This is a genomic window from Paraburkholderia sp. HP33-1, from assembly GCF_021390595.1.
GTDB lineage: Bacteria > Pseudomonadota > Gammaproteobacteria > Burkholderiales > Burkholderiaceae > Paraburkholderia.
The window spans coordinates 2,593,627-2,613,619 of record NZ_JAJEJR010000001.1 but is presented as its reverse complement, the minus strand read 5'-3'; the positions used below and the strand labels follow the sequence as shown (position 1 = coordinate 2,613,619).

General features: G+C 62.5%; 22 protein-coding genes, 3 tRNA genes and 1 riboswitch. Of the genes, 13 read left to right on the top strand and 12 right to left on the bottom strand.

Annotated elements, in window-relative coordinates; genetic code table 11:
* Positions 1-6: 6 nt before the first annotated feature.
* The 3 genes from rpoZ to L0U81_RS11880 all read left to right on the top strand — a co-directional run bounded on the left by rpoZ (position 7) and on the right by L0U81_RS11880 (position 3,277).
* On the top strand, positions 7-210 hold the full coding sequence (gene rpoZ, locus L0U81_RS11890) for a DNA-directed RNA polymerase subunit omega (protein WP_008921215.1): 204 nt from the start codon (positions 7-9) through the stop codon (positions 208-210).
* A 99-nt stretch (positions 211-309) separates the two neighbouring features.
* The gene (locus tag L0U81_RS11885; protein ID WP_233802855.1) at positions 310-2,670 is read left to right on the top strand and encodes a RelA/SpoT family protein; all 2,361 of its coding nucleotides are present in this window, start codon (positions 310-312) and stop codon (positions 2,668-2,670) included.
* A 121-nt stretch (positions 2,671-2,791) separates the two neighbouring features.
* Entirely contained in the window at positions 2,792-3,277 is a 486-nt protein-coding gene (locus L0U81_RS11880) for a phage protein NinX family protein (RefSeq protein WP_233802854.1), read from the top strand.
* A gap of 74 nt (positions 3,278-3,351) precedes the next feature.
* Here the strand turns inward: L0U81_RS11880 and L0U81_RS11875 are convergent.
* Both L0U81_RS11875 and L0U81_RS11870 read right to left on the bottom strand, forming a co-directional pair.
* Positions 3,352-3,428, bottom strand: a tRNA-Arg gene (locus tag L0U81_RS11875).
* 74 nt (positions 3,429-3,502) lie between these two features.
* Positions 3,503-3,579, bottom strand: a tRNA-Arg gene (locus L0U81_RS11870).
* A 123-nt stretch (positions 3,580-3,702) separates the two neighbouring features.
* Between L0U81_RS11870 and greB the strand changes: the two genes are divergently transcribed.
* On the top strand, positions 3,703-4,272 hold the full coding sequence (gene greB / locus L0U81_RS11865) for a transcription elongation factor GreB (protein WP_233802852.1): 570 nt from the start codon (positions 3,703-3,705) through the stop codon (positions 4,270-4,272).
* A gap of 128 nt (positions 4,273-4,400) precedes the next feature.
* Here greB and L0U81_RS11860 read toward each other — a convergent pair whose 3' ends face one another.
* The gene (locus L0U81_RS11860) at positions 4,401-5,564 is read right to left on the bottom strand and encodes a porin (RefSeq protein ID WP_233802850.1); all 1,164 of its coding nucleotides are present in this window, start codon (positions 5,562-5,564) and stop codon (positions 4,401-4,403) included.
* Positions 5,565-6,091: 527 nt separating this feature from the next.
* Positions 6,092-6,340 carry a hypothetical protein gene (locus tag L0U81_RS11855; protein ID WP_233804301.1) on the bottom strand — a complete coding sequence of 83 codons (249 nt, stop codon included), beginning with the start codon at positions 6,338-6,340 and terminating at the stop codon, positions 6,092-6,094.
* Between the two features lie 401 nt (positions 6,341-6,741).
* Between L0U81_RS11855 and L0U81_RS11850 the strand changes: the two genes are divergently transcribed.
* Positions 6,742-6,945: a cold-shock protein gene (locus L0U81_RS11850; RefSeq protein ID WP_233802848.1), complete on the top strand. Its 204-nt coding sequence runs from the start codon at positions 6,742-6,744 to the stop codon at positions 6,943-6,945.
* A 336-nt stretch (positions 6,946-7,281) separates the two neighbouring features.
* Entirely contained in the window at positions 7,282-8,430 is a 1,149-nt protein-coding gene (locus L0U81_RS11845; protein WP_233802846.1) for an exonuclease domain-containing protein, read from the top strand.
* A gap of 39 nt (positions 8,431-8,469) precedes the next feature.
* Here the strand turns inward: L0U81_RS11845 and L0U81_RS11840 are convergent, their stop codons facing one another.
* Both L0U81_RS11840 and L0U81_RS11835 read right to left on the bottom strand, forming a co-directional pair.
* Positions 8,470-9,066: a chorismate mutase gene (locus L0U81_RS11840; RefSeq protein WP_233802844.1), complete on the bottom strand. Its 597-nt coding sequence runs from the start codon at positions 9,064-9,066 to the stop codon at positions 8,470-8,472.
* Between the two features lie 286 nt (positions 9,067-9,352).
* The gene (locus L0U81_RS11835) at positions 9,353-9,502 is read right to left on the bottom strand and encodes a hypothetical protein (protein ID WP_008921206.1); all 150 of its coding nucleotides are present in this window, start codon (positions 9,500-9,502) and stop codon (positions 9,353-9,355) included.
* 667 nt (positions 9,503-10,169) lie between these two features.
* Here L0U81_RS11835 and L0U81_RS11830 point away from each other — a divergent pair.
* Both L0U81_RS11830 and L0U81_RS11825 read left to right on the top strand, forming a co-directional pair.
* Positions 10,170-10,370: a hypothetical protein gene (locus L0U81_RS11830; RefSeq protein WP_233802842.1), complete on the top strand. Its 201-nt coding sequence runs from the start codon at positions 10,170-10,172 to the stop codon at positions 10,368-10,370.
* 12 nt (positions 10,371-10,382) lie between these two features.
* The gene (locus L0U81_RS11825; protein WP_233802840.1) at positions 10,383-10,628 is read left to right on the top strand and encodes a hypothetical protein; all 246 of its coding nucleotides are present in this window, start codon (positions 10,383-10,385) and stop codon (positions 10,626-10,628) included.
* Between the two features lie 269 nt (positions 10,629-10,897).
* Here L0U81_RS11825 and L0U81_RS11820 read toward each other — a convergent pair.
* From L0U81_RS11820 to pepN, 5 genes are all read right to left on the bottom strand, one after another.
* Positions 10,898-10,973: transfer RNA gene (locus tag L0U81_RS11820), tRNA-Thr, on the bottom strand.
* A 74-nt stretch (positions 10,974-11,047) separates the two neighbouring features.
* Positions 11,048-12,064 carry a class 1 fructose-bisphosphatase gene (locus L0U81_RS11815; protein WP_167046742.1) on the bottom strand — a complete coding sequence of 339 codons (1,017 nt, stop codon included), beginning with the start codon at positions 12,062-12,064 and terminating at the stop codon, positions 11,048-11,050.
* Between the two features lie 85 nt (positions 12,065-12,149).
* Positions 12,150-12,602, bottom strand: coding sequence for a HigA family addiction module antitoxin (locus tag L0U81_RS11810; protein ID WP_233802838.1), 453 nt, complete (start codon positions 12,600-12,602; stop codon positions 12,150-12,152).
* A gap of 16 nt (positions 12,603-12,618) precedes the next feature.
* Entirely contained in the window at positions 12,619-12,900 is a 282-nt protein-coding gene (locus L0U81_RS11805) for a type II toxin-antitoxin system RelE/ParE family toxin (protein WP_233802836.1), read from the bottom strand.
* A gap of 192 nt (positions 12,901-13,092) precedes the next feature.
* Positions 13,093-15,789, bottom strand: coding sequence for an aminopeptidase N (gene pepN / locus L0U81_RS11800; RefSeq protein ID WP_233802834.1), 2,697 nt, complete (start codon positions 15,787-15,789; stop codon positions 13,093-13,095).
* Between the two features lie 194 nt (positions 15,790-15,983).
* On the opposite strand from pepN, the gene L0U81_RS11795 reads away from it, so the two are divergent.
* Positions 15,984-16,673, top strand: a complete 690-nt coding sequence (locus L0U81_RS11795; RefSeq protein WP_233802832.1) for a DUF4136 domain-containing protein — start codon at positions 15,984-15,986, stop codon at positions 16,671-16,673.
* 1 nt (position 16,674) lies between these two features.
* Here the strand turns inward: L0U81_RS11795 and L0U81_RS11790 are convergent, their stop codons facing one another.
* Positions 16,675-17,247, bottom strand: coding sequence for a TMEM165/GDT1 family protein (locus L0U81_RS11790; protein WP_233802829.1), 573 nt, complete (start codon positions 17,245-17,247; stop codon positions 16,675-16,677).
* Between the two features lie 10 nt (positions 17,248-17,257).
* Positions 17,258-17,471, bottom strand: a riboswitch (yybP-ykoY riboswitch).
* A 475-nt stretch (positions 17,472-17,946) separates the two neighbouring features.
* Between L0U81_RS11790 and L0U81_RS11785 the strand changes: the two genes are divergently transcribed.
* Genes L0U81_RS11785 through L0U81_RS11770 form a run of 4 tightly spaced genes read left to right on the top strand, consistent with a single transcriptional unit; the run spans position 17,947 to position 19,969 of the window.
* Positions 17,947-18,672 carry a beta-ketoacyl synthase chain length factor gene (locus L0U81_RS11785; RefSeq protein ID WP_233802827.1) on the top strand — a complete coding sequence of 242 codons (726 nt, stop codon included), beginning with the start codon at positions 17,947-17,949 and terminating at the stop codon, positions 18,670-18,672.
* On the top strand, positions 18,656-19,450 hold the full coding sequence (locus tag L0U81_RS11780; RefSeq protein WP_233802825.1) for a lysophospholipid acyltransferase family protein: 795 nt from the start codon (positions 18,656-18,658) through the stop codon (positions 19,448-19,450). Before L0U81_RS11785 ends, L0U81_RS11780 begins: the two co-directional genes overlap by 17 nt.
* Positions 19,425-19,715: a phosphopantetheine-binding protein gene (locus L0U81_RS11775; RefSeq protein ID WP_233802823.1), complete on the top strand. Its 291-nt coding sequence runs from the start codon at positions 19,425-19,427 to the stop codon at positions 19,713-19,715. The genes L0U81_RS11780 and L0U81_RS11775 overlap by 26 nt, the downstream gene beginning before the upstream one ends.
* Positions 19,716-19,717: 2 nt before the next feature.
* A complete protein-coding gene (locus L0U81_RS11770; protein ID WP_233802819.1) occupies positions 19,718-19,969 on the top strand; it encodes an acyl carrier protein in 252 nt (83 codons plus the stop codon).
* The last annotated feature ends 24 nt before the right edge of the window (positions 19,970-19,993 follow it).

Genomic DNA, 19,993 nt, shown 5'->3' with positions numbered 1-19,993 from the left:
CCCAACATGGCCCGCATTACCGTCGAAGACTGCCTCAAACAGATCCCGAACCGTTTCGAACTCGCGCTTGCCGCAACCTATCGCGCGCGTCAGCTCGCTCAAGGCCACACGCCGAAGATCGAAAGCCGCGACAAGCCCACCGTCCTCGCACTGCGTGAAATCGCGTCGGGTCAGGTCGGCGTCGAAATGCTGAAGAAGGTGCCGGTCTAAGGCGCACGTTTTTTCGTTTTCGACTTACCCGGTATTCGCCACACCGGTTTGCTCAACGTGCAGAACCGCGTCCAACCCTGACCGCTACCGGAGGCGACCATGAGTGCTACCCCGCCCACCGCCACGGAAGTGGACCACGACGCCGACTTGCCCTCGTCTGCACGCAGGTACATCGACGCGGTCCTCGAGCAATCGTTTCGCCATCTGTTCGGGCCGACTGCCACGCCGGTGCAGCCGCGCCGGCATGATGTCGTCTCCATCGCCAACCTGACGTCCGCGCTGTCCGGCTATCTGCCGCCGGAAGAGATCAAGGACATCAAGGCGGCGTTCCACTTCAGCGACGAAGCCCACCTCGGCCAGTATCGCCAGAGCGGCGAACCCTACATCACGCATCCGGTCGCCGTCGCGGAAATCTGCGCGGGCTGGAATCTTGACGCCCAGGCGATCATGGCGGCGCTCCTGCACGACGTGATGGAAGACCAGGGCGTGACCAAGGCGGAGCTCGCCGAGCGCTTCGGCGCGAAGGTCGCGGAACTGGTCGACGGGTTGTCCAAGCTGGACAAGATGGAGTTTCGCAATCGCGAGGAAGCGCAGGCGGAGAACTTCCGCAAGATGCTGCTCGCGATGGCGCGCGACGTGCGCGTGATTCTCGTGAAGCTCGCCGACCGGCTGCACAACATGCGCACGCTCGGCGCGGTGCCACCGGAAAAACGTCGCCGCGTCGCGCGCGAAACGCTCGACATTTACGCACCCATCGCTCACCGGCTCGGCCTGAACAATACCTATCGCGAGCTGCAGGACCTGAGCTTCGCGAACTTCAACCCGCACCGTTACGCGACGCTCGAAAAAGCCGTCAAGGCCGCGCGCGGCAATCGTCGCGAGGTGGTCGGCAAGATTCTCGAATCGGTGCAGCGCGCAATCGCAGACGCGAAGATCGACGCCGAAGTCACCGGACGCGAGAAAACCATCTTCAGCATCTACAAGAAGATGCGCGACAAGCAGCTGTCGTTCTCGCAGGTGCTCGACGTGTACGGGTTTCGCGTAGTCGTCGAGAGTGCGCTCGAGTGCTATACCTGCATCGGCGCGCTACATGCGCTCTTCAAACCGGTGCCGGGCAAGTTCAAGGACTACATCGCGATCCCGAAGGTGAACGGCTATCAGTCGCTGCACACCACGCTCGTCGGCCCGTTCGGCGCGCCGATCGAGTTTCAGGTGCGCACGCGCAAGATGCATGAGATCGCCGAGGCGGGCGTCGCCGCGCACTGGCTGTACAAGAACGGCAGCGCGGATCTGAACGACGTGCAGAAGCGTGCGCACCAGTGGCTGAAGTCGCTGCTCGACATTCAGAGCGAAGCGGGCGACTCGAGCGAATTCCTCGAACACGTGAAGATCGATCTGTTCCCGGACGCGGTCTACGTGTTCACGCCAAAGTCGAAGATCATGGCGCTGCCGCGCGGCGCCACCGCGCTCGACTTCGCCTATTCGATCCACAGCGACCTTGGCAACCAGTGCGTCGCGGTGAAGATCAACAATGAGCTGTTGCCGTTGCGTACCGAGCTGAAGAGCGGGGACATCGTCGAGGTCATCACGGCGCCGTATTCGAAGCCGAACCCCGCATGGCTCGGGTTCGTGCGCAGCGGCAAGGCACGCTCGGCGATCCGTCATTATCTGAAGACGATGCGCCTGAACGAGTCGGTGCAGCTCGGCGAGCGTCTCGTCGATCAGGCCTTGAAGGGCTACGGCCTCGCGCTGGCGGACGTGACGCCGGAAGCGTGGGAAAAGCTCGTGCAGTGGACGGGCAACAAGAACCGTCAGGAGATTTTTGCGGACATCGGCCTCGGCCGGCGCGTCGCCGCGGTGATGGCCAAGCGCATCGAGGTGCTGATGAGCGGGCGCGCCGACGACGACGACGGTTCGCGCTCCGAGCACGGTTCGACGCCGCATGCGCCGCCGGTCGTCATCACTGGCACCGAAGGCATGTCGGTGCAGCTGTCCGCATGCTGCCGTCCGATTCCGGGCGACGACATCATGGGCTATATCGGCATCGGCCTCGGCATGGCGATCCACACTACCGACTGCCGGGTCGCGCAGCGTATTCACCGGCGCGATCCGGGCCGCTGGATCGACGTCGCATGGGCGCCGCAGCCGGGGCGTCTGTTCGATGTCGCGGTAAAGGTGCTGGTCAAGAACACCAAGGGCGTGTTTGCTCGCGTGGCGGCCGACATCACGTCGGCGGACGCGAACATCGTCCATATCGCGATGGACGAAGATCTGTCGCAGGAATCCACGATTCTGCGCTTCGTGATTCAGGTTAGCGACCGCGTGCATCTGGCCAACGTGATGCGCCGCGTGCGCACGAACCTCGATGTGATGCGCATCGCGCGTGAGCGGCCGAGCGAAGAGGGGCATCACCGCCACGAAGGCGGCATGCGCATCGATCGCGAGCGGGCGGATTACTGAGCGCTTCCGACTGGGCGCTGGCGCGGCTTTGACCGGCGCGTCGCGCGCCAGTCAGGCATCTTACGTGCGGCTCAGGATACAACTGAAGGCAAGTCTCGCCTGAACCCCGGGGAGAAAGCAGATGAACGTATCCGACCTCGCTGGAGTGGCGCTCGATTACTGGGTGGCGCGCAGCCTGCACGACTTCGTGCGCGAAATCTACTTTACCGATAGCGGCGAGACCGTTGCGATCCGCGGCAATGATCGCGGCCGCCCGTGGGACGGCCGTTTTACGCCGTCGATGTCGTGGGAGACGGCTGCGGTCGTGCTTGAGCGTGCGCGGCGGCTCGACGTGCGTGAGCAGAGCGAGCGGGACGCGGTATGCGTCGCGGAGTTCGTCGGTGGGCATGGTGCCGTGGAGGGGCGGGGCGAGTCGCTGCGGACCGCCGTGCTGCGAGCATTCGTCGCGAGTCATTTCGGCGATAGCGTCGATGACGTACTGCGCGAGCGCCAGGCACTGACCGGCATGCGGGCGGAGACGATCAGCGAGCAAACGGTGGGCGGCGTTGTCGAGGACTTGCCGCACCCGGATGGGCAGATTGGGGATATTCAGTCGCCGCCGCGCTGAGTGGTTCGCGCGCGGGCAGGGCATAGTGCGCCCGAAAAGACAAAGGGCCTTCCGATTGGAAGGCCCTTCATGGGTGGTGCGGCTGGCAGGATTCGAACCCACGACCCCTTGGTTCGTAGCCAAGTACTCTATCCAACTGAGCTACAGCCGCACGCAAAACGGTGATGCCTACTGCAAAAACCGGTGAAACCTGAGAATTCCCGCTAGGGAAGCCCTCGAATAAGATGGCGCGGCTGGCAGGATTCGAACCCACGACCCCTTGGTTCGTAGCCAAGTACTCTATCCAACTGAGCTACAGCCGCACACAGAAACGAGATTATAGCCAACAGATTTCAAAAATGGAAGCCCGTCACGGCGATTTGTGTCGCGGTCCCGATCGTGTAACCTTTTAAGAGGTTGTTGCTAGCTGCTGTTACTGGATCATTATGAACAAGGCCTTTGTCAAAGAGTCGAGCGAAGAAAGCGATGACGATCTCGACGTCGCCCAACCCGAAGTGCCCGCGGGCACCAAAAACTACATGACTCCCGCCGGTCATCGGCGTATGCGCGATGAGTTGCTGCATCTGATCGATGTCGAGCGGCCTGAGGTGGTCAAGCTCGTCTCGTGGGCGGCGTCGAACGGCGACCGCTCGGAGAATGGCGACTACATCTACGGCAAACGCCGTCTGCGCGAAATCGACCGGCGTATCCGCTTTCTGACCAAGCGGCTCGATCTGGCTGAGGTCGTCGATAGCAGCCGGCAGGAGCGCATCGATCAGGTGTTCTTCGGTGCGACCGTCGACTATGCGACCGAGGATGGCGAAGAGCACAAGGTGACGATCGTCGGTATCGACGAGGTTGATCTGGACGTTGGGCACGTCAGCTGGATCTCGCCGATTGCGCGCGCGCTGCTGAAGGCTAAGGTCGGCGATACGGTCACGCTATTCACGCCGGCCGGTCCGCAGCCGATCGATATTCTCGACGTCAGGTATCCGCCTCCCGACAGCGGCCGCTAGGCCATAGGCGAGGGCGTAGGCGGACGCACACAAAGTCGCGCAAGGCGAGGCAAACACCCCCTTCGGCACGAACATAAAAAAAGGCGCCGCGAACGGCGCCTTCTCTACCGCCAGTCCTTGCGCAGTGCTTAGAAGCGGTGACGCAGACCAGCCGTCACGGCGACTTGCTTGTTGTTGCCCGAAGCGTTGCCCACGCCATTGATGTAGGCGTTGACGAGCGAGTCTTCGTTTGCTGCCTGATAGACGCCTTGCAGGTACACGTCGGTACGCTTGGACAATGCGTACGCGGTTTGCAGGTTGACCTGGTTCCAGTGCACGTGCGAGCTGGACAGGTTAGCGCGGGTGTACGTGTACGCGCCGGCAATGCTGATCGCCGGCGTCAGAGCGTAACGAGCGTTGGCCTCGAAGTTCTGGAACTGAGCGCTGTTGGACGGGAAGCTGAGGCCGCCCGAGACACCCGATCCGGCTGCACTGATGCCGGCGAGGCCATGCAGGTTCGTCTGCGAGTACACGAGGCCAACCGTTGCCGGGCCGAACGCGTAGTTGGCGCCTGCGCCCCACGTTTGCTGACGCTGCGCGAAGAACGTGGCGTCGCCCGATACTGCACCACCCGTATTAGACGTTAAGGCCGCGCTGGTTGAGCCGCTTGCGTTCAGTTGCATGTAAGCGGCGGCGACGTTCAGGCCGCCCCAGTCGTACGATGCGCCCGCGCTGTATGCACGGTTGTTCGCGAAGCCGCTAGCCTGGTTCGAAAAGCCGTACAACGCGCCGAACTTGAAGCCGCCGAAGTTCGCGCTCTGGTACTTGGCCGAGTTGTCGATACGGAACGAGTTGTTCAGGTTGTCGTTGTCGAACGGGTGCGCGAACTGCGTTCCGCCGTATTGCGTGCCGGTCAGCGCCAGCGGGGCGACGTAGTCGACCATGCTGTCATATTGACGTCCGAGCGTGACAGCGCCGAACTGGTCGCTCGACAGACCGACGAACGCCTGCCGGCCGAACAGACGGCTGTTCTGCTTGAGCGTGCCGTCGTTGATGCCAAAGCCGTTTTCCAACGTGAAGATGGCCTTCAGACCTCCGCCGAGATCTTCAGCTCCACGCAGGCCCCAGCGGCTGCCGTTCACCGAGCCGCTCGTCATCGCCACGTTGGCGCCGTGCTGGGTGGCACTCACGCGCTGGTTATTCGTATAGGTGATGCCGGCGTCGATCAGGCCATACAGGGTAACGCTGCTTTGCGCGTGCGCTGCCGTGACGAAAACGCCCGACAGGGCAGCGACCATGAGTGTCTTCTTCATTGATATAACTCCGAGAGCGAGAGAGGTATAAAACCCTGGCTTAGGAGACCTTCACGCGAGCGCTGCGAGAAACGGAATTCGCGTGAGAAGCGCGCTGACCAGATTCGCGCCGGTTTCCGATTAGGCAGAGTGTAGAGAGACACTTCCAGGAGTTGATGTTCCGATTCGCGCAATAAAGTATTACCCAACGAGAAACGATCGGCGATTGCCATTCGAGCCTTATGTATAAAGGCTTTGCGTCCGACTCGACGGATCAGGCGGCGGAATTTTCCTAAAGCGCGTTGCTGATTCGCGACACCGAACGATGCGGAAAAACAACGGAGAAAAATGCGAAAAAGCGATTGTTGTTATTGCTGCAATAGACGATTGTTAATAGTGTTAATAATAGAAATTGCATACGACCGCTATACTGTAATTTCTGCTTTTCGAAGCAGACTTTTTCTTGACGAAAAAGATCTCCAAACCTTTGCCAGCGCGACCCTCCAGTCGCGCTTTTTTTTATCTGCGGGTGACCTTCGGAGATCCGTTCAGTGAGCGGGCGCGGCGCCTTCCGCCTCGTTCCAGTCCGCCGGTGCGGACACGCACCAGTCTTCCATCACATAGCGGCGCGCATCCATCGGCGAGGAGAGCAGGTTTTGCCAGTGGTCTCCGTGCCACATCGGGTCGAAATTGAAAATGATGGATGAATCCAAGGTTCGTGTGGGCTGATCGGGTATGACCTTTGCATGCGAATTGGTGAGCAAGGCGAAGAGACGGCGAATTTCACTGAACAGCATGGCAACCTCCGAAAGCGCATCGCTACTACCGATTTCCATCATGCGAGTGGGGCTGCGCCGCAACAACTCGGACAAACACTTACGCAAAGAGCGATTTTGTTACATTTATATTGCATTTCGTCGGAAAATTTTCCACTGATTGAGCTGAATTAAGTTCATTCAGGTAAATTTGACGGGCCAGCCCGTATCCGATGCGATTTGAAGCCTTTTCTTTTTATACGCTAAATGCATATGAAAAGTTTACTTGACGGCCATTCTCTCTTCCCCGTATAACGGCAAAGCCGTATTTTATTTGCTGATTCTGGTTTTCTTCGCTATCAGATATAGGCGACTGAATTCGGGGTTAGATCGATTCAAGGGCAGCGCCCGGTTTTTTTGTAAATCACTGAGGGAAACAGGAAATGGAAACTGGTATCGTCAAATGGTTCAACGATGCTAAGGGTTTTGGCTTCATCACGTCGGACGCGGGCGGCGAGGATCTGTTCGCGCACTTTTCGGAAATCCGCAGCGACGGCTTCAAGTCGCTGAAGGAAAACCAGCGCGTGTCATTTGAAGTCAAGACCAGCCCGAAGGGCAAGCAAGCGGCCAACATTCAGCCGCTGTAAAAGCGCTTGCCGGGCATGCCGCCCGCACACGCTGGAAGGCAAAACCCCCCTCGCCTTGCGCGAGGGTTTTTTATTTCTGTGTGATATTCGCTGTCAGATTAAATTTGGGTAACCGCGTGGTTCAAAAACACGCACTATTGTCAGAAGATAATGCATCCAGAGCGCATTGACTGGCCTCTGAATTAATCGTCTGCTTTAAGCGTTGGCGGGATGTCGGCATAAAAACCAGAGCCTACGGCGGCAAGATTCCCGCCTGCGCACGCGGCGCATCCTGGATGCGCAACGGCCAACTGGTGCATACTTGCCGAAAATTCACGCGTCCGTCTCCCTTGTCCCATGTCTGAACTGCTTTCGCCGGAACTGCCCCTCGATGCACCGATCGTTTTCGTCGACCTTGAAACGACCGGTGGCACCACGAGCGAGCACCGCATTACCGAGGTTGGTGTCGTCGAAGTTGGGCCGAACGGCGTCACGCGCTGGAGCAGTCTGATCGACCCGCAGCAGCCGATTCCCTCGTTCATCCAGCAGCTGACGGGCATCACGAACGACATGGTGCGCGGCGCGCCGACGTTCGAGTCGATTGCGCCCGAGCTGTTCGAGCGCCTGAACGGCAAGCTGTTCATCGCGCACAATGCAAGTTTCGATCGCGGATTTCTGCGCAGCGAATTCCGCCGCGCCGGTCTCGCGTTCGATCCGGACGTGCTGTGCACGGTGCGGCTGTCGCGCGCGCTGTTTCACGGCGAAAAGCGTCACGGTCTCGACGCGCTTGTCGAACGCCATGCGCTGGTGCCGTCCGACCGCCACCGCGCGCTCGCCGACGCCGATCTGATCTGGCAGTTCTGGCAGCGCCTGCCGACACTCGTGCCGCTGGACGCGCTGCGCGCGCACATCGAGCGCACGACGCGGCGCTACCGGCTCGCAGGCGACATCACCGAGGATCTGCTCGACACCGCGCCGGCGGGGTGTGGCGTGTACGCGTTCTATGGCGAAGGCGATGCTCCGCTGTATGTCGGACGAAGCGTGCGTGTGCGTCAGCGGTTGCGCTCGCATCTGACCGGCGAGCGGCGTTCGTCGAAGGATATGCGGCTTGCGCAGCTGGTGCGGCGCGTTGAATGGCGCGCGACTGGTGGCGAACTCGGCGCGATGCTCGCGGAGGCACAGTGGATCGCAACGCTGCGGCCGGGCCAAAACCGGCTGCCCCGCGTGACGAAGAGTGATCCCGCGGACGCGCCGTGGCCATTCCAGGGGCCCATCGTTTTCGAGGAGCGCGAGGAAGCGCAGCGCATCTTCCACGTCGTCGACCGCTGGCGCTACCTCGGGCACGCGCCGTCGCTCGAGCAGGCGGCGCAGCTGCATGCATCGACGATGGCGGGACCGTTCGAGCTTTCGACGTACCGTATCCTGCAAACCCATCTGGCGCGTGGTCTGCGCGTGATGCCGTTGAGCGTATCGAGCGACACGTCCAGGTCGAGCATTGTCGTGTGACCCTTGTGGAGGCGTGCATGCGCCGTGGCGCTGCGGAAATCAGCCGGTCGCGCCGACGCCACCCGTCTCGCACACGTGACCGAGCGCGCGCGTCAACGCGCTCGAATGCGCAGAGTCATAGCGCGTCAGCGCCTTCCAGTTAGCCAGCGATTGCGCGACGCGCGACGGACAATCGTCCGCCGCGCGCAGCGGCTGCACGCGCGCGAGACCCGTCACCAGCGATTGCGTCAGCCTGTCGAGCTGCGGTCGCGTGCTTGTCGCGAGATCGGGTGCGGGTCCCTGCGGTGGCTGGGTGCGGCGCCAGTTCTCGAAGAGTGCGTTCTGCACGTCCTTGCTTGCATCGATCTGATCCCGGAAGAACGCACGGGCGAAAGCCGGGTCGACGTTTGCCGCCGCGGCGCGCTTTTCCACGTCGGCAAGCAGCGCGTTTTCTCGCGGCGTATCGGTGATCGCCTGGTGGTTCGCCCACTTCCAGCGCGCGACTGGCTCCGCGAGCGCAAGGCGCTGGGAAACCAGGGCGATCAGGTTGGTGAGCGCGGTGTCGTCGCCATCGGCGAGCGCTGGTGCGGGCGCGAGGGCGAACGCGGCGGCTATGGTGAGTGCGCATGACGCGCCAAAGCGATGCAAACGATTCATGAGGCGAACATGGCCGGGCGGCCGCTGATGGAAAAACCAGAAGAATAAATGATGCCCGGCAAACGGCGCGTATTGGGCCGATTAACGCGGGTTGTCAGGAGGGGGAAGGTCGGAGCGAGAGAGGTGCGCGCATTCGCACGTTCGAGCCGCATGGCCCAGCGTTGCTGCCTTGATCAGGCGAACTGATCCGCCATCAAGACGAAAGCGTCCGGCGTGTAATGTGGGCGCGAGCATGCGCTGCGCGTGAACTTAACGAGCGCGAATGCTGCGCCGCGCCAGTGCCCCGTTATTTCGGATCGCACGACTTGCGTTGTTCGTCGAAGAAAGCGCGAACATGCTCGGGCAGCTCGGCTCCCAGAAACTCGACGGCCACAGGTTCCGGATCCGGGTAAAAAACCTTGTCCGGGGTCGGAATCTTCGGTGGTTTGGCGTCCATGATCTTTCTCCTTTGCGAACCAATTATCGACCTCGTTCCCCGCATCGCACCAGTGTCCGATGAGAGTCATACACACTCTGTTGCTTTAACGGCACAAGCCGACACATCAGCAGAGGGATTGAATAAAATTTATCGTCTGACTATCGCCTCGGCTTCGTGATCCGCCTTGATCCTCTTAATTGCCGGCGCGAAATCATCTCTGTCCCGCTCCTTCCACCGTTGCCTCCGCGCCTTGCCCCGACTGGGTTTGAGCACGATCGGTCGTTGTTGTCGTTGCGTCGCACTTAACGCCTTTACATGAATAAAGCGTGACAATCTTGTGCGTCGCCGCATCGGCACGATTTTCTATTTTTTGAACTGAACGTTCGTAATTTGCTGATTGCATTAGCTCGGGCCTGATTCTTTGTAAACGGCGTATTTCGCGTCGCGTTGACCGCGATAAACACTATTTAAAGAATTTGGTCGTTAATTAACGGACTGACCGTTGTCTGGCAAACTCATTGCGGCATTGCTATGACAGGACGACGTCGTTCTGTGCCAGAAACAGGTGCCGCGCGCCGGACCACCTATGATTGAAGCGGTTATCGATCGCCCGGCGTGCGCTGGCAGACGGACGTGCAGTGGACGGCGCGGATGATGGCAGTCTTCGTGTTCAGGGGAGGTCGCGATGGAAAACGCTGTCTACTGGGGTGGACGTCAGGTTGGCATCGAATGCGCCGGCAGGATCTTGTGGTTCGCGTCGGCGCCTGCGCAAGCGATCGCCGCCTTCGGCGTGCCGCACCAACAGCCGACCGCGCAGGCCGATGATGTCATCGCACGCAATCTCGCAACGCCACGGCCGTACGACCCGCTTCGCTTTCCCGACTAGGCTGGACATGCATTGAATTTCGACGTCGCGCCGGTTCGGGTGCGACGTTGGTCGCAAACGGCTCTTACTGGCGCGAAGCAACCGCGCGGCCGAACCTGTTTTTCATGGCGCCGCGTCGTGCTCACGTCGATGAACGCCTCGGGGAATTCAATGAGAACGATCGACAGCCTGACTGGACTACGTGCGTTCGCGGCGTTGCTCGCGATCGTTCATCACTTAGCCGACAACGACGGGGTGCTCCCACTCATGGCAACGTGATCGATAAAGCGCTGTTCGGCAATCGTGTCGCGGTGTTTCTCGGCGAGATTTCGTTTTCGATCTGTCTGATTCCCCCGATTCTGCAGATCGCCTGCAATCAGTTCGTCAGAAAGCTGCATGTTCCGCAGAGCCCAATCGTCGCGAAGGCACAGACATGGTGCGACAGGGCGGCGGAGGCGCAGGCGACACCTGCGGCGCCGCACTTCCGGATCGGCGCTGCAAAGCAAAAAGCCCAGTCACGAGGACTGGGCTTTTTGCTTGAAACTTGTTGGTGCCGGAAAGAGGAATCGAACCCCCGACCTTCGCATTACGAATGCGCTGCTCTACCGTCTGAGCTATTCCGGCATCAGGAGAAACGAGATTATAGGGATTACTTCAGTGGCTTGGCAAGTCCCTCGGTGCATTTTTTTATTTCGAGATCACTTTTTCGCTTCGAGGTGATAGCGGGTCACGCGATCGACCTCGTTCTTCGAGCCGAGGAACACCGCGACGCGCTCGTGCAGACTCTTCGGCTGGATGTCGAGAATGCGCTTCTCGCCGTTGGTCGCGGCGCCGCCCGCCTGCTCGACGATGAACGCCATCGGATTGGCTTCGTACATCAAACGCAGTTTGCCCGGCTTGTCCGGCGTGCGTTTGTCGGCCGGGTACATGAAGACGCCGCCGCGATTCAGGATGCGATGCACGTCGGCGACCATCGACGCGATCCAGCGCATGTTGAAGTCGGCCTGACGCGAACCTTCCTTGCCCGCCTTCAGTTCGCCAATGTATTGCTGAACCGGCGGATACCAGTGGCGCTCGTTCGAGGCGTTGATTGCGTACTCGCGCGTTTCGACGGGAATGCGCATGTCGCTTTGCGTAAGCACCCACGAGCCGAGCTCGCGGTCGAGCGTGAAGCAGTTCACGCCGTTACCGGTGGTCAGCACGAGCACCGTTTGCGGGCCGTACACCGCATAGCCCGCCGCGACCTGCTGCGTGCCCGGCTGCAGGAACGACTGCTCGGTGGCCTGGTGGCCGTCCGGGCAACGCAGCACCGAGAAGATCGTGCCGATCGACACGTTGACGTCGATGTTCGACGAGCCGTCGAGCGGATCGAACACGAGCAGGTATTCGCCCTTCGGATAGTTGGCCGGAATCGGGAAGAACTGTTCCATTTCCTCGGAGGCCATGCCCGCGAGGTTGCCGCCCCATTCGTTCGCTTCGAGCAGGATTTCGTTCGACAGGATGTCGAGCTTCTTCTGCACTTCGCCCTGGACGTTTTCGCTGCCCGCCGAGCCGAGCGCATCGCCGAGCGCGCCCTTGCTGACGTGGTAGCTGATCGCCTTGCACGCGCGCGCGACGACTTCGATCAACAGGCGCAGGTCGGCGGGCAGGTTGTTCGTTTCGCGCTGCTGCTCGATCAGGTACTTCGTGAGAGTGGTACGACGTTGCAAAGACATTGTTGTACTCCGGGAAGGCTAGAAGAATGCCGAGATTTTACCCGCTCGTTGTGTCGGCTCCGTGCTTTTGGTGGTGCGGCCGCGTTCAGGTCTTGCGGCTCGCCTTGGCCGAGACGGTGCCGCTGACACTGGCTGCGAGCGCCGCGGCCCGAGCGTGCCCGGCGGGCACGCTCGGCAGTTTCGGGCGCTCGGCGCGAGGCATCGGCTCGATTTCCCGTTCGATCTGCTCGCCGGCGGCGGCAACCGCGACGCGCAGGTCGTAGGCAATTTGCAGGTTGAGCCAGAACTGCGCACTGGCGCCGAAGTAGCGCTCGAGCCGCAGCGCAGTGTCGGCGGAGATCGCGCGGCGGCCGCGCACGACGTCGTTGATGCGCGGCGCCGGCACCCGCAGCGCAAGCGCGAGTGCGTTGACGGACATGCCGAGCGGCTCGAGAAACTCGCTGCGCAGAACTTCGCCCGGATGGATCTCGGCAATGGCCTCGCCGGTGTCGATGTCCGAGTAATCGACGCTCTTCAGCGCGGAGCGTTTGATGACCATGTCGGTCTCCCAATAGTCAGTGATAGTCGACGATCTCGACATTCAACGCGTCCTCGCCGACGAAATGAAAACAGATGCGCCACTGCGCATTGATGCGGATACTCCATTGCCCGCTGCGCTGGCCCTGCAAGGCTTCGAGCCGGTTGCCGGCCGGCGCGTGCAAATTCGCAATGGAGCGTGCGGCGTCGATCATCAGAAACTTGCGATGCGCAATCGCCTGGATTGCGTGCGGTAACGTATGCACGAACCTGCCCTGGAAAATTCTTGCGGTGGCCTTGTCTGCGAATGTCGTGATCACCGAATAGTATAACGTGATGCGTTAAATGTAAACCGTTAAGCATGTGCGTATACTTTCTTCCCGGCGACGTCCGATGAACAGTCGGCCAAATGGCTAACGGCACGACGCGACCACGCGAACGCAGCCTGTAAACGAAAAAAAGCCGGCAACGCGTGCCGGCTTTCCGATGCGACTCGAGAACTCAGCGAGGCATCACGCCAACGCCTTCTCGACGATTTCGCGCACGTCGCGAGACTTGACCTGTGCGGCCACTTTCTCGAGCGCCGCGCGCATGCTGTCGCGCAGCGCCGGCGTAAAGCGGCGCCACAGTTCGAGCGAGCGCGCGAGGCGCGCCGCGACCTGCGGATTGAGCGCGTCGAGCGCGATCACCTGTTCGGCCCAGAACGCGTAACCGGAGCCGTCTTCCGCGTGGAACTGCGCGGGGTTCGCCGCGCAGAAGCTGAAAATCAGCGAACGCGCGCGGTTCGGGTTCTTCAGGTTGAAGGCCGGATGCCTCATCAGCATGCGTACCGTGTCGATCACCGGATGCTGCGCGCTGCCGCGCTGCATCGCCTGCAACGCGAACCACTTGTCGATGACGAGCGGCTCCTTCTCGAAGCGCCGATAGAAGTCGTCGAGCGCGTGCTGCGCCTCGGGGCTGCCGCCTTGCGGCGCGGCCGCGCTGAGCAGCGCCGACAGCGCGGCCGCACGGTCGGTCATGTTGTCCGCGGCTTCATATTGCGCGGCCGCGAGACGCACGGCGTCCGCGGCATCGTCGAGCTCGGTCAGATACGACAGCGCGAGATTCTTCAACGCGCGATGACCGGCGGCCTCGGGCGTCGCCTCATAGGCGCCCGGTGTGCGATGCTGCTCGTAGACCCTGAGCCAGTCGTCACGCAGCGCATTGGCGAGGCGCTTGCGCACGAACTGCCGTGCCGTGTGGACCGCCGCCGGATTCGACTCGGCCATCTGCTCGGCCAGATAGGCCTCGGACGGCAGCATCAGCGCGAGTTCGCGGAATGCCGGCGACAGCGTCTCGTCGGTCAGTACGCGCGCGAACGCGGCGACCACCGAGTCGTCGAACTGCAGCGCCGCGCCCGTGGCCGCGCGCGCGGCGAGCGCGAGCAGTTCGCGCGTCGCCAGCCGCTGGCCGGCTTCCCAGCGGTTGAACGGATCGCTGTCGTGCGCGAGCAGGAACGCAAGCTGTTCGGCCGTGTAGTCGTACTCGACGATCACCGGCGCCGAGAAATTGCGCAGCAGCGACGGCAGGGGTTCCTGCGCGACATTGACGAACGTGAAGGTCTGCTCGGTCTGCGTGAACTCGAGCACGCGCGTGGTCGACTCCGACGCCTTCGCCTCGCCATCGAGTTGCAGCGGCAGATCTCGGCCGTCCTTGCCGATCAGGCCGATCGCGAACGGAATCAGCAGCGGTCCCTTCTGCGTTTCGCGCGCCGCTGGCGCGGTCTCGCCGTAGCCCTGGCGCAGCGTCACGCTGTAGCGCCGCTGCGCGGCGTCGTAGCGGGTGCGCACCGACACGCGCGGCGTGCCGGCCTGGCTGTACCAGCGCTCGAACTGCGCGAGGTCGCGGCCGTTCGCGTCGGCGAGCGCGTGACGGAAGTCGTCGCAGGTCACTGCCTGGCCGTCGTGACGCTTGAAGTACAGGTCCATGCCCTTGCGGAAGCCGTCGCGGCCGAACAGCGTCTGGTACATCCGCACGACTTCCGAGCCTTTCTCGTAGACGGTCATCGTGTAAAAGTTGTTGATCTCGACGTAACTCTCAGGGCGCACCGGATGCGCCATCGGACCGGCGTCCTCGGCGAACTGCATCTGGCGCAGCACGCGCACGTCCTCGATGCGCTTGGTGGCGCGCGCGGCTTCGTCGGTGGCGCCCCCCGTCATGTCGGCCGAAAACTCCTGGTCGCGGAACACCGTCAGGCCTTCCTTCAGGCTCAGCTGGAACCAGTCGCGGCAGGTCACGCGGTTGCCGGTCCAGTTGTGGAAGTACTCGTGGCCGACCACTGCCTCGATGTTCGCGAAGTCCGTGTCGGTGGCCGTTTCGGGGTTCGCGAGCACGTACTTCGTGTTGAAGATGTTGAGCCCCTTGTTCTCCATCGCGCCCATGTTGAAGTCGCTGACCGCGACGATCATGAAGCGGTCCAGATCGAGCTCGAGCCCGAAGCGCTCTTCGTCCCAGCGGATCGAGTGGATCAGCGAATCCATCGCGTGACGGGTCTTGTCGAGATCGTGCGGCTCGACCCATACTTGCAGCAGTTTCTCCTTGCCCGAGCCGGTCTTCACGCGTTCTTCGAGCGCGACGAGCTTGCCCGCGACGAGCGCGAACAGATAGCTCGGCTTCCTGAACGGATCTTCCCAGCGCGCGAAATGGCGCCCGTCGGGCAAGTCGCCTTCTTCGAGCAGATTGCCATTCGACAGCAGCACGGGATAGTCGGCCTTGCTCGCGCGCAGCGTGACCGTGAAGCTCGCCATCACGTCGGGGCGGTCGAGGAAGTAGGTGATGCGGCGAAAGCCCTCGGCCTCGCACTGCGTGAAGAAGTTGCCGCTCGATACATACAGCCCGGACAGCGTGGTGTTTTCCGCGGGATTGCAGATGCTCGTGAGCGTGAGCTCGAAGCTGTCCGGCACGTCGTCGAGCAGCAGGCCGTGCTCGTGAGGGTGCGCGTTCGGAAACGGCTTGCCGTCGATGCCGGCGCTGACGAACTCGAGCTGCTCGCCCATCAGTTCGAGATGCGCGGCGTGCGACGCATCCGGGTTGCGGCGCACACGCATCGTATTCCTGACGACCGTGCGTTCGGGGACCAGATCGAACTCCAAAGCGACGGTGTCGATCAGGAAGGCGGGCGGCGCGTAATCGGCGCGGCGGATCACATTGGGCGTTGCGGTATCGGCCATGGCGTTCTGTGGTGGTGTATTCGAGCGGTCAGGCGCGCAAATGGCGCATGAGCCGGGCTTGGTCGACTCATTGTACAAAGCCTCGGGCAATCGTGCGGCAGGAAGCCGGGGCGAGTTTCGGCCAAAAGCACGGAATAGTCGCGCCCCATCCACGGTTTTAACTACAGTACTAGAGAGGCAACACGAGGCAGACCATGAACATCGATCGATGGACCCGCCGCGTCGCGCTGTTGTTCGCCGCGCTGAGCGTGCTGCTGTCCGGCTGCACGACCTACGTGACGACCCAGGTCACGGCGTTCTCGGACTGGACCGGCAGCGACGCCACCCGCACCTACGCGTTCACGCGGCACGAAGATCAGAAGAACAATCTCGAACTGAGCGCGTACGAGCGGATCGTCGCGAACGAGCTCGCCGTGCACTCGTTCCGCGAAGTTGCTCACTATGACGCGCGCTATCTGATCGAGCTCGCGTACGGCATCAGCTCGGACATTGTGACCGTCGCGCAGCCGGTCTATTACAACCCGTGGCCCGGTCCTTACTGGGGGCGGCCGTTCGATCCGTGGGGACCGTGGGGGCCGTACCCGGCGACCTATGTGAACGAGAGTTACCCGGTGTTCACGCATCTGCTCGGCATCCGGATCACCGAGCGTGCGAGCGGCCGGGAGGTCTACAACGTGACGGCGCGCAATTTTGGCGAAGAGTCGTCGCTGGTGCGGGCGATGCCTTATCTGGCGCGTAGCGCGCTCGCTGACTTCCCGCTTGCCAACGGCGCCGTGCATACCGTCAAGATCCCGGCGGGCGGTGGTGCGGCCGTGAACGAAGTGTCGTTGCCGGCGGCTGTGCCGCCCGCGGCCGCGGCGTCGGCGCCGAAAGCCGCGCAGTAGGTCAGACCCCGGCCCCGAACAACGCCATCGCGCCGAGCACGACGAACATCACCGCGGCAATGCCGTGCACGAGCTTCGTCGGCAGACGATGCGCGAAGCGGTCGCCGAGCAGGATCGCCGGCACGTTCGCGATCATCATGCCGAGCGTCGTGCCGGCCACCACGCCGAAGAAATCGTGAAAGCGCGCGGCGAGGGCGACCGTCGCGATCTGCGTCTTGTCGCCCATCTCCGCGAGGAAGAACGTCACGACCGTCGTGCCGAACACGCCGAAGTGCGTGCGGTTCGTGTTGGCTTCCTCGTCGTCGAGCTTGTCGGGCACGAGAATCCACAGACCCATGCCGATGAAGGACACCGGCAGAGCCCAGCGCATGATGGTCGGCGTCAGCATCGAGCCGAGCCACGCGCCGAGCGCGCCGGCGCCCGCGTGATTGACCAGCGTCGCGACGAGCACGCCGAGAATGATCGGCACGGGCTTGCGATAGCGCGCGGCCAACACGAGCGACAGCAGTTGCGTCTTGTCGCCGATCTCGGCGAGCGCGACCGCGCCGGTCGAAATGAGAAAAGCTTGATTCACGTTGAATGGATTCCTCGGGCCGAAGATGAACGAGCGACGACCCACGACGCGCCGGGCCCTGTTGCGGCGCGTGTGGATCATCGGTCTCGCCAGGCCAGAGGCTGCGGCTGCCATGGCCGTGACGGCCAAGTCTGTTGACAGGCGCCCCCGCGAGCCACACGTGCGACGCACCGGCGAAGCGGTGCGGACGTGCCGCGGGGCGGCTACTCCCCAATGAGGGCCGGAGTATAACAGGCGCGGGCGACGCGGTGTCGGCCGTATCGCTCTGTATCTTTTTCGGAGAAAGAAAAATGAAAGCGTGTCTGGCCGATTATGGCGATGCGATGCCGCGCGATTCCGACGCTCGGAACCGCCTTCCAGCGCCTCGGCGCGGCAGGCCTGGTCGAATTGGCGGGTCTTCCGTTCCTGAGCAAGCGCGGATACAGATGGATACGTCTTTTCTGGCCGATTTGATTCAGAATACGCAGCACTATTTTGGCCACGAAAGGAGCCCGAGCCGCAGTCCGCTATACCGATTGTCAGGTATTGTCAGTGGCACCTGAATAATCGGGGCCGAATGCCAATAATGCTGCATTCCCAAACCGAAGACTGGTCGATCCCGGCTGGAACTTCCCGATCCGCGCGGCGCTGCACGCTGTCACGGCTGTGTACTGCGTCGGGCGTTTGAGCTTTTCCTCGTTTCTACGCGCGAACACCGATATGTCCGATCTGCACTGGACCATTCCGGTCGGTCGCTGGTCTAGCTGGCCGGCTACCGCATCTGCCGCGCCCGACATCGGCTTTATCGAGCCGATCGTGCGGCGGCGTCTCAGCACGCTGTCCAAGGTCGCGCTCAAGGTCGCGCACGACTGTGTCGCGCAGAATCCCGCGCGCGTGGTGTTCGCCTCGCGGCATGGGGAATTGCGGCGTACCACCGACATCCTGCGCAGCATCAGCGCGGGCGAGCCGGTGTCGCCTACCGCCTTCAGCCTGTCGGTGTTGAACGCGATGACGGGCGTGTTCGGGATCGCGCGCGGCGACCGCTCGGCTGCGAGCGCGGTATCGGCGGGCGCACAAACGCTCGGCTATGCGCTGCTCGAGGCGTACGCGCAATACGCGACGCAACCGGATGCGCCGGTGCTGCTCGTGTATGCCGACGAACCGGCCGATCTCGCCTACGGCACGATCGAAGACGAAGTGCAGGGCGGGGCGATCGCGGTACTGCTCGATAGCGAGGCGTCGGCCGGGCACATCGTCTGCTCGCTGACCCGCGCGGACGGTGTGGCGGACGGCACCCGGGACGGCCCGCGGCCCGCCTCGAGCGACGCCGCCCGCTTCCCGACCCAGAGCCAGGCGCTGCTGCACTGCCTCGAAACCGGCGCGCCGGCGCGCTGGGAGTGCGCCGGCGCGGTCTGGCATTGGAGGTGGGATGACCGCGCGGCTTGATTACGCATGGCGTTTTTGCGCGACCGGCTTCGCCTTTGTCGTGTTCGGCGTGTGCGGCGTGCTGTTTTCGGTGCTCGTGTTTCCGTTCGCGTGGCTGTGGCCGCATCGCGCGTCGCGGCAGCGAGTGGTGACCGTGGTGATCCACCGGTTTTTCCGCACGCTCGTCGCGGTGCTGCGCGGTCTCGGCGTGATGGAGCTCGAGGTGTCCGGTGCGCAGGCGTTGCGCGCGGGGGAGCCCGCGATCGTCGTCGCGAATCACCCGACTTACCTCGACGTGATGGTTCTGCTGTCGCTGACGCCGCGCGCGTGCTGCGTCGTGAAGAACGCGCACTGGCGCAACCCGTGTTTCTGGGGGATCGTGCGCGCGGCCGAATACGTGAGCAACGCGGACGCGACCGCCCTCATCGACGCAGGCGCGAAGCACCTCGCGGCCGGCTATTCGATGATTATTTTTCCGGAGGGCACGCGCAGCCCCGCGCCGAACCGGCTGCACGCGTTTTCGCGCGGTTTCGCGCATATGGCGCTGAAGGCCGGTGCGCCGATCGTGCCGGTGTTGATGGATTGCGATCCGCCCGCGTTCACGCGGCAGATGCGCTGGTACAACGTGCCGTCGCGCGCTTTCCGGATGCGCGTGAACGTGCTCGCACCGCTTGGCGTCGCCGAACTGGCCGCGCACGACACCACCGCGGCCATTGCGGCGCGCAGCGTGACGAATGCCGTCGAAGCCCACATTACCCAGCACCTGTTTGACTATGGATTCTTTAAAACTGGAAATTAAAAAGCTTCTGATCGAAGCCCTCGATCTCGAAGACCTGAGCCCCGCCGATATCGATGACGACGCCCCGTTGTTCGGTTCCGACGGCATCGGTCTCGATTCAATCGACGCGCTCGAGATCGGCATCGTGCTGCGCAAACAATACCAACTGACCATCGCGGCGAACGACGAACGCACGCGCGAGCACTTTCGCTCGATCAACACGCTCGCCGCGTTGGTCGGGAGTCAGCGCGAAGTGCCGCACGCAACCACGAGGAAGGGGGATTGACCGTGTCTGAGGCTGAGATTCTCGAGCGCATCCGCGCGATCTTCAAGGACAACTTCGCGATCGAGCCGGAGCGCGTGACGCCCGATGCCAACCTGTTTGAAGACCTCGATCTCGACAGCATCGACGCAGTCGATCTCGCGATCAAGCTGCAGGAAATGACCGGCCGTCGCATCAAGCCGGACGACTTCAAGTCCGTACGCACGGTCGGTGACGTGATCGGCGCGGTCGAATCGCTGCTCGCGGCGCAAGGCTGATGCCGGCCGCGCGCCCGTGCCCCG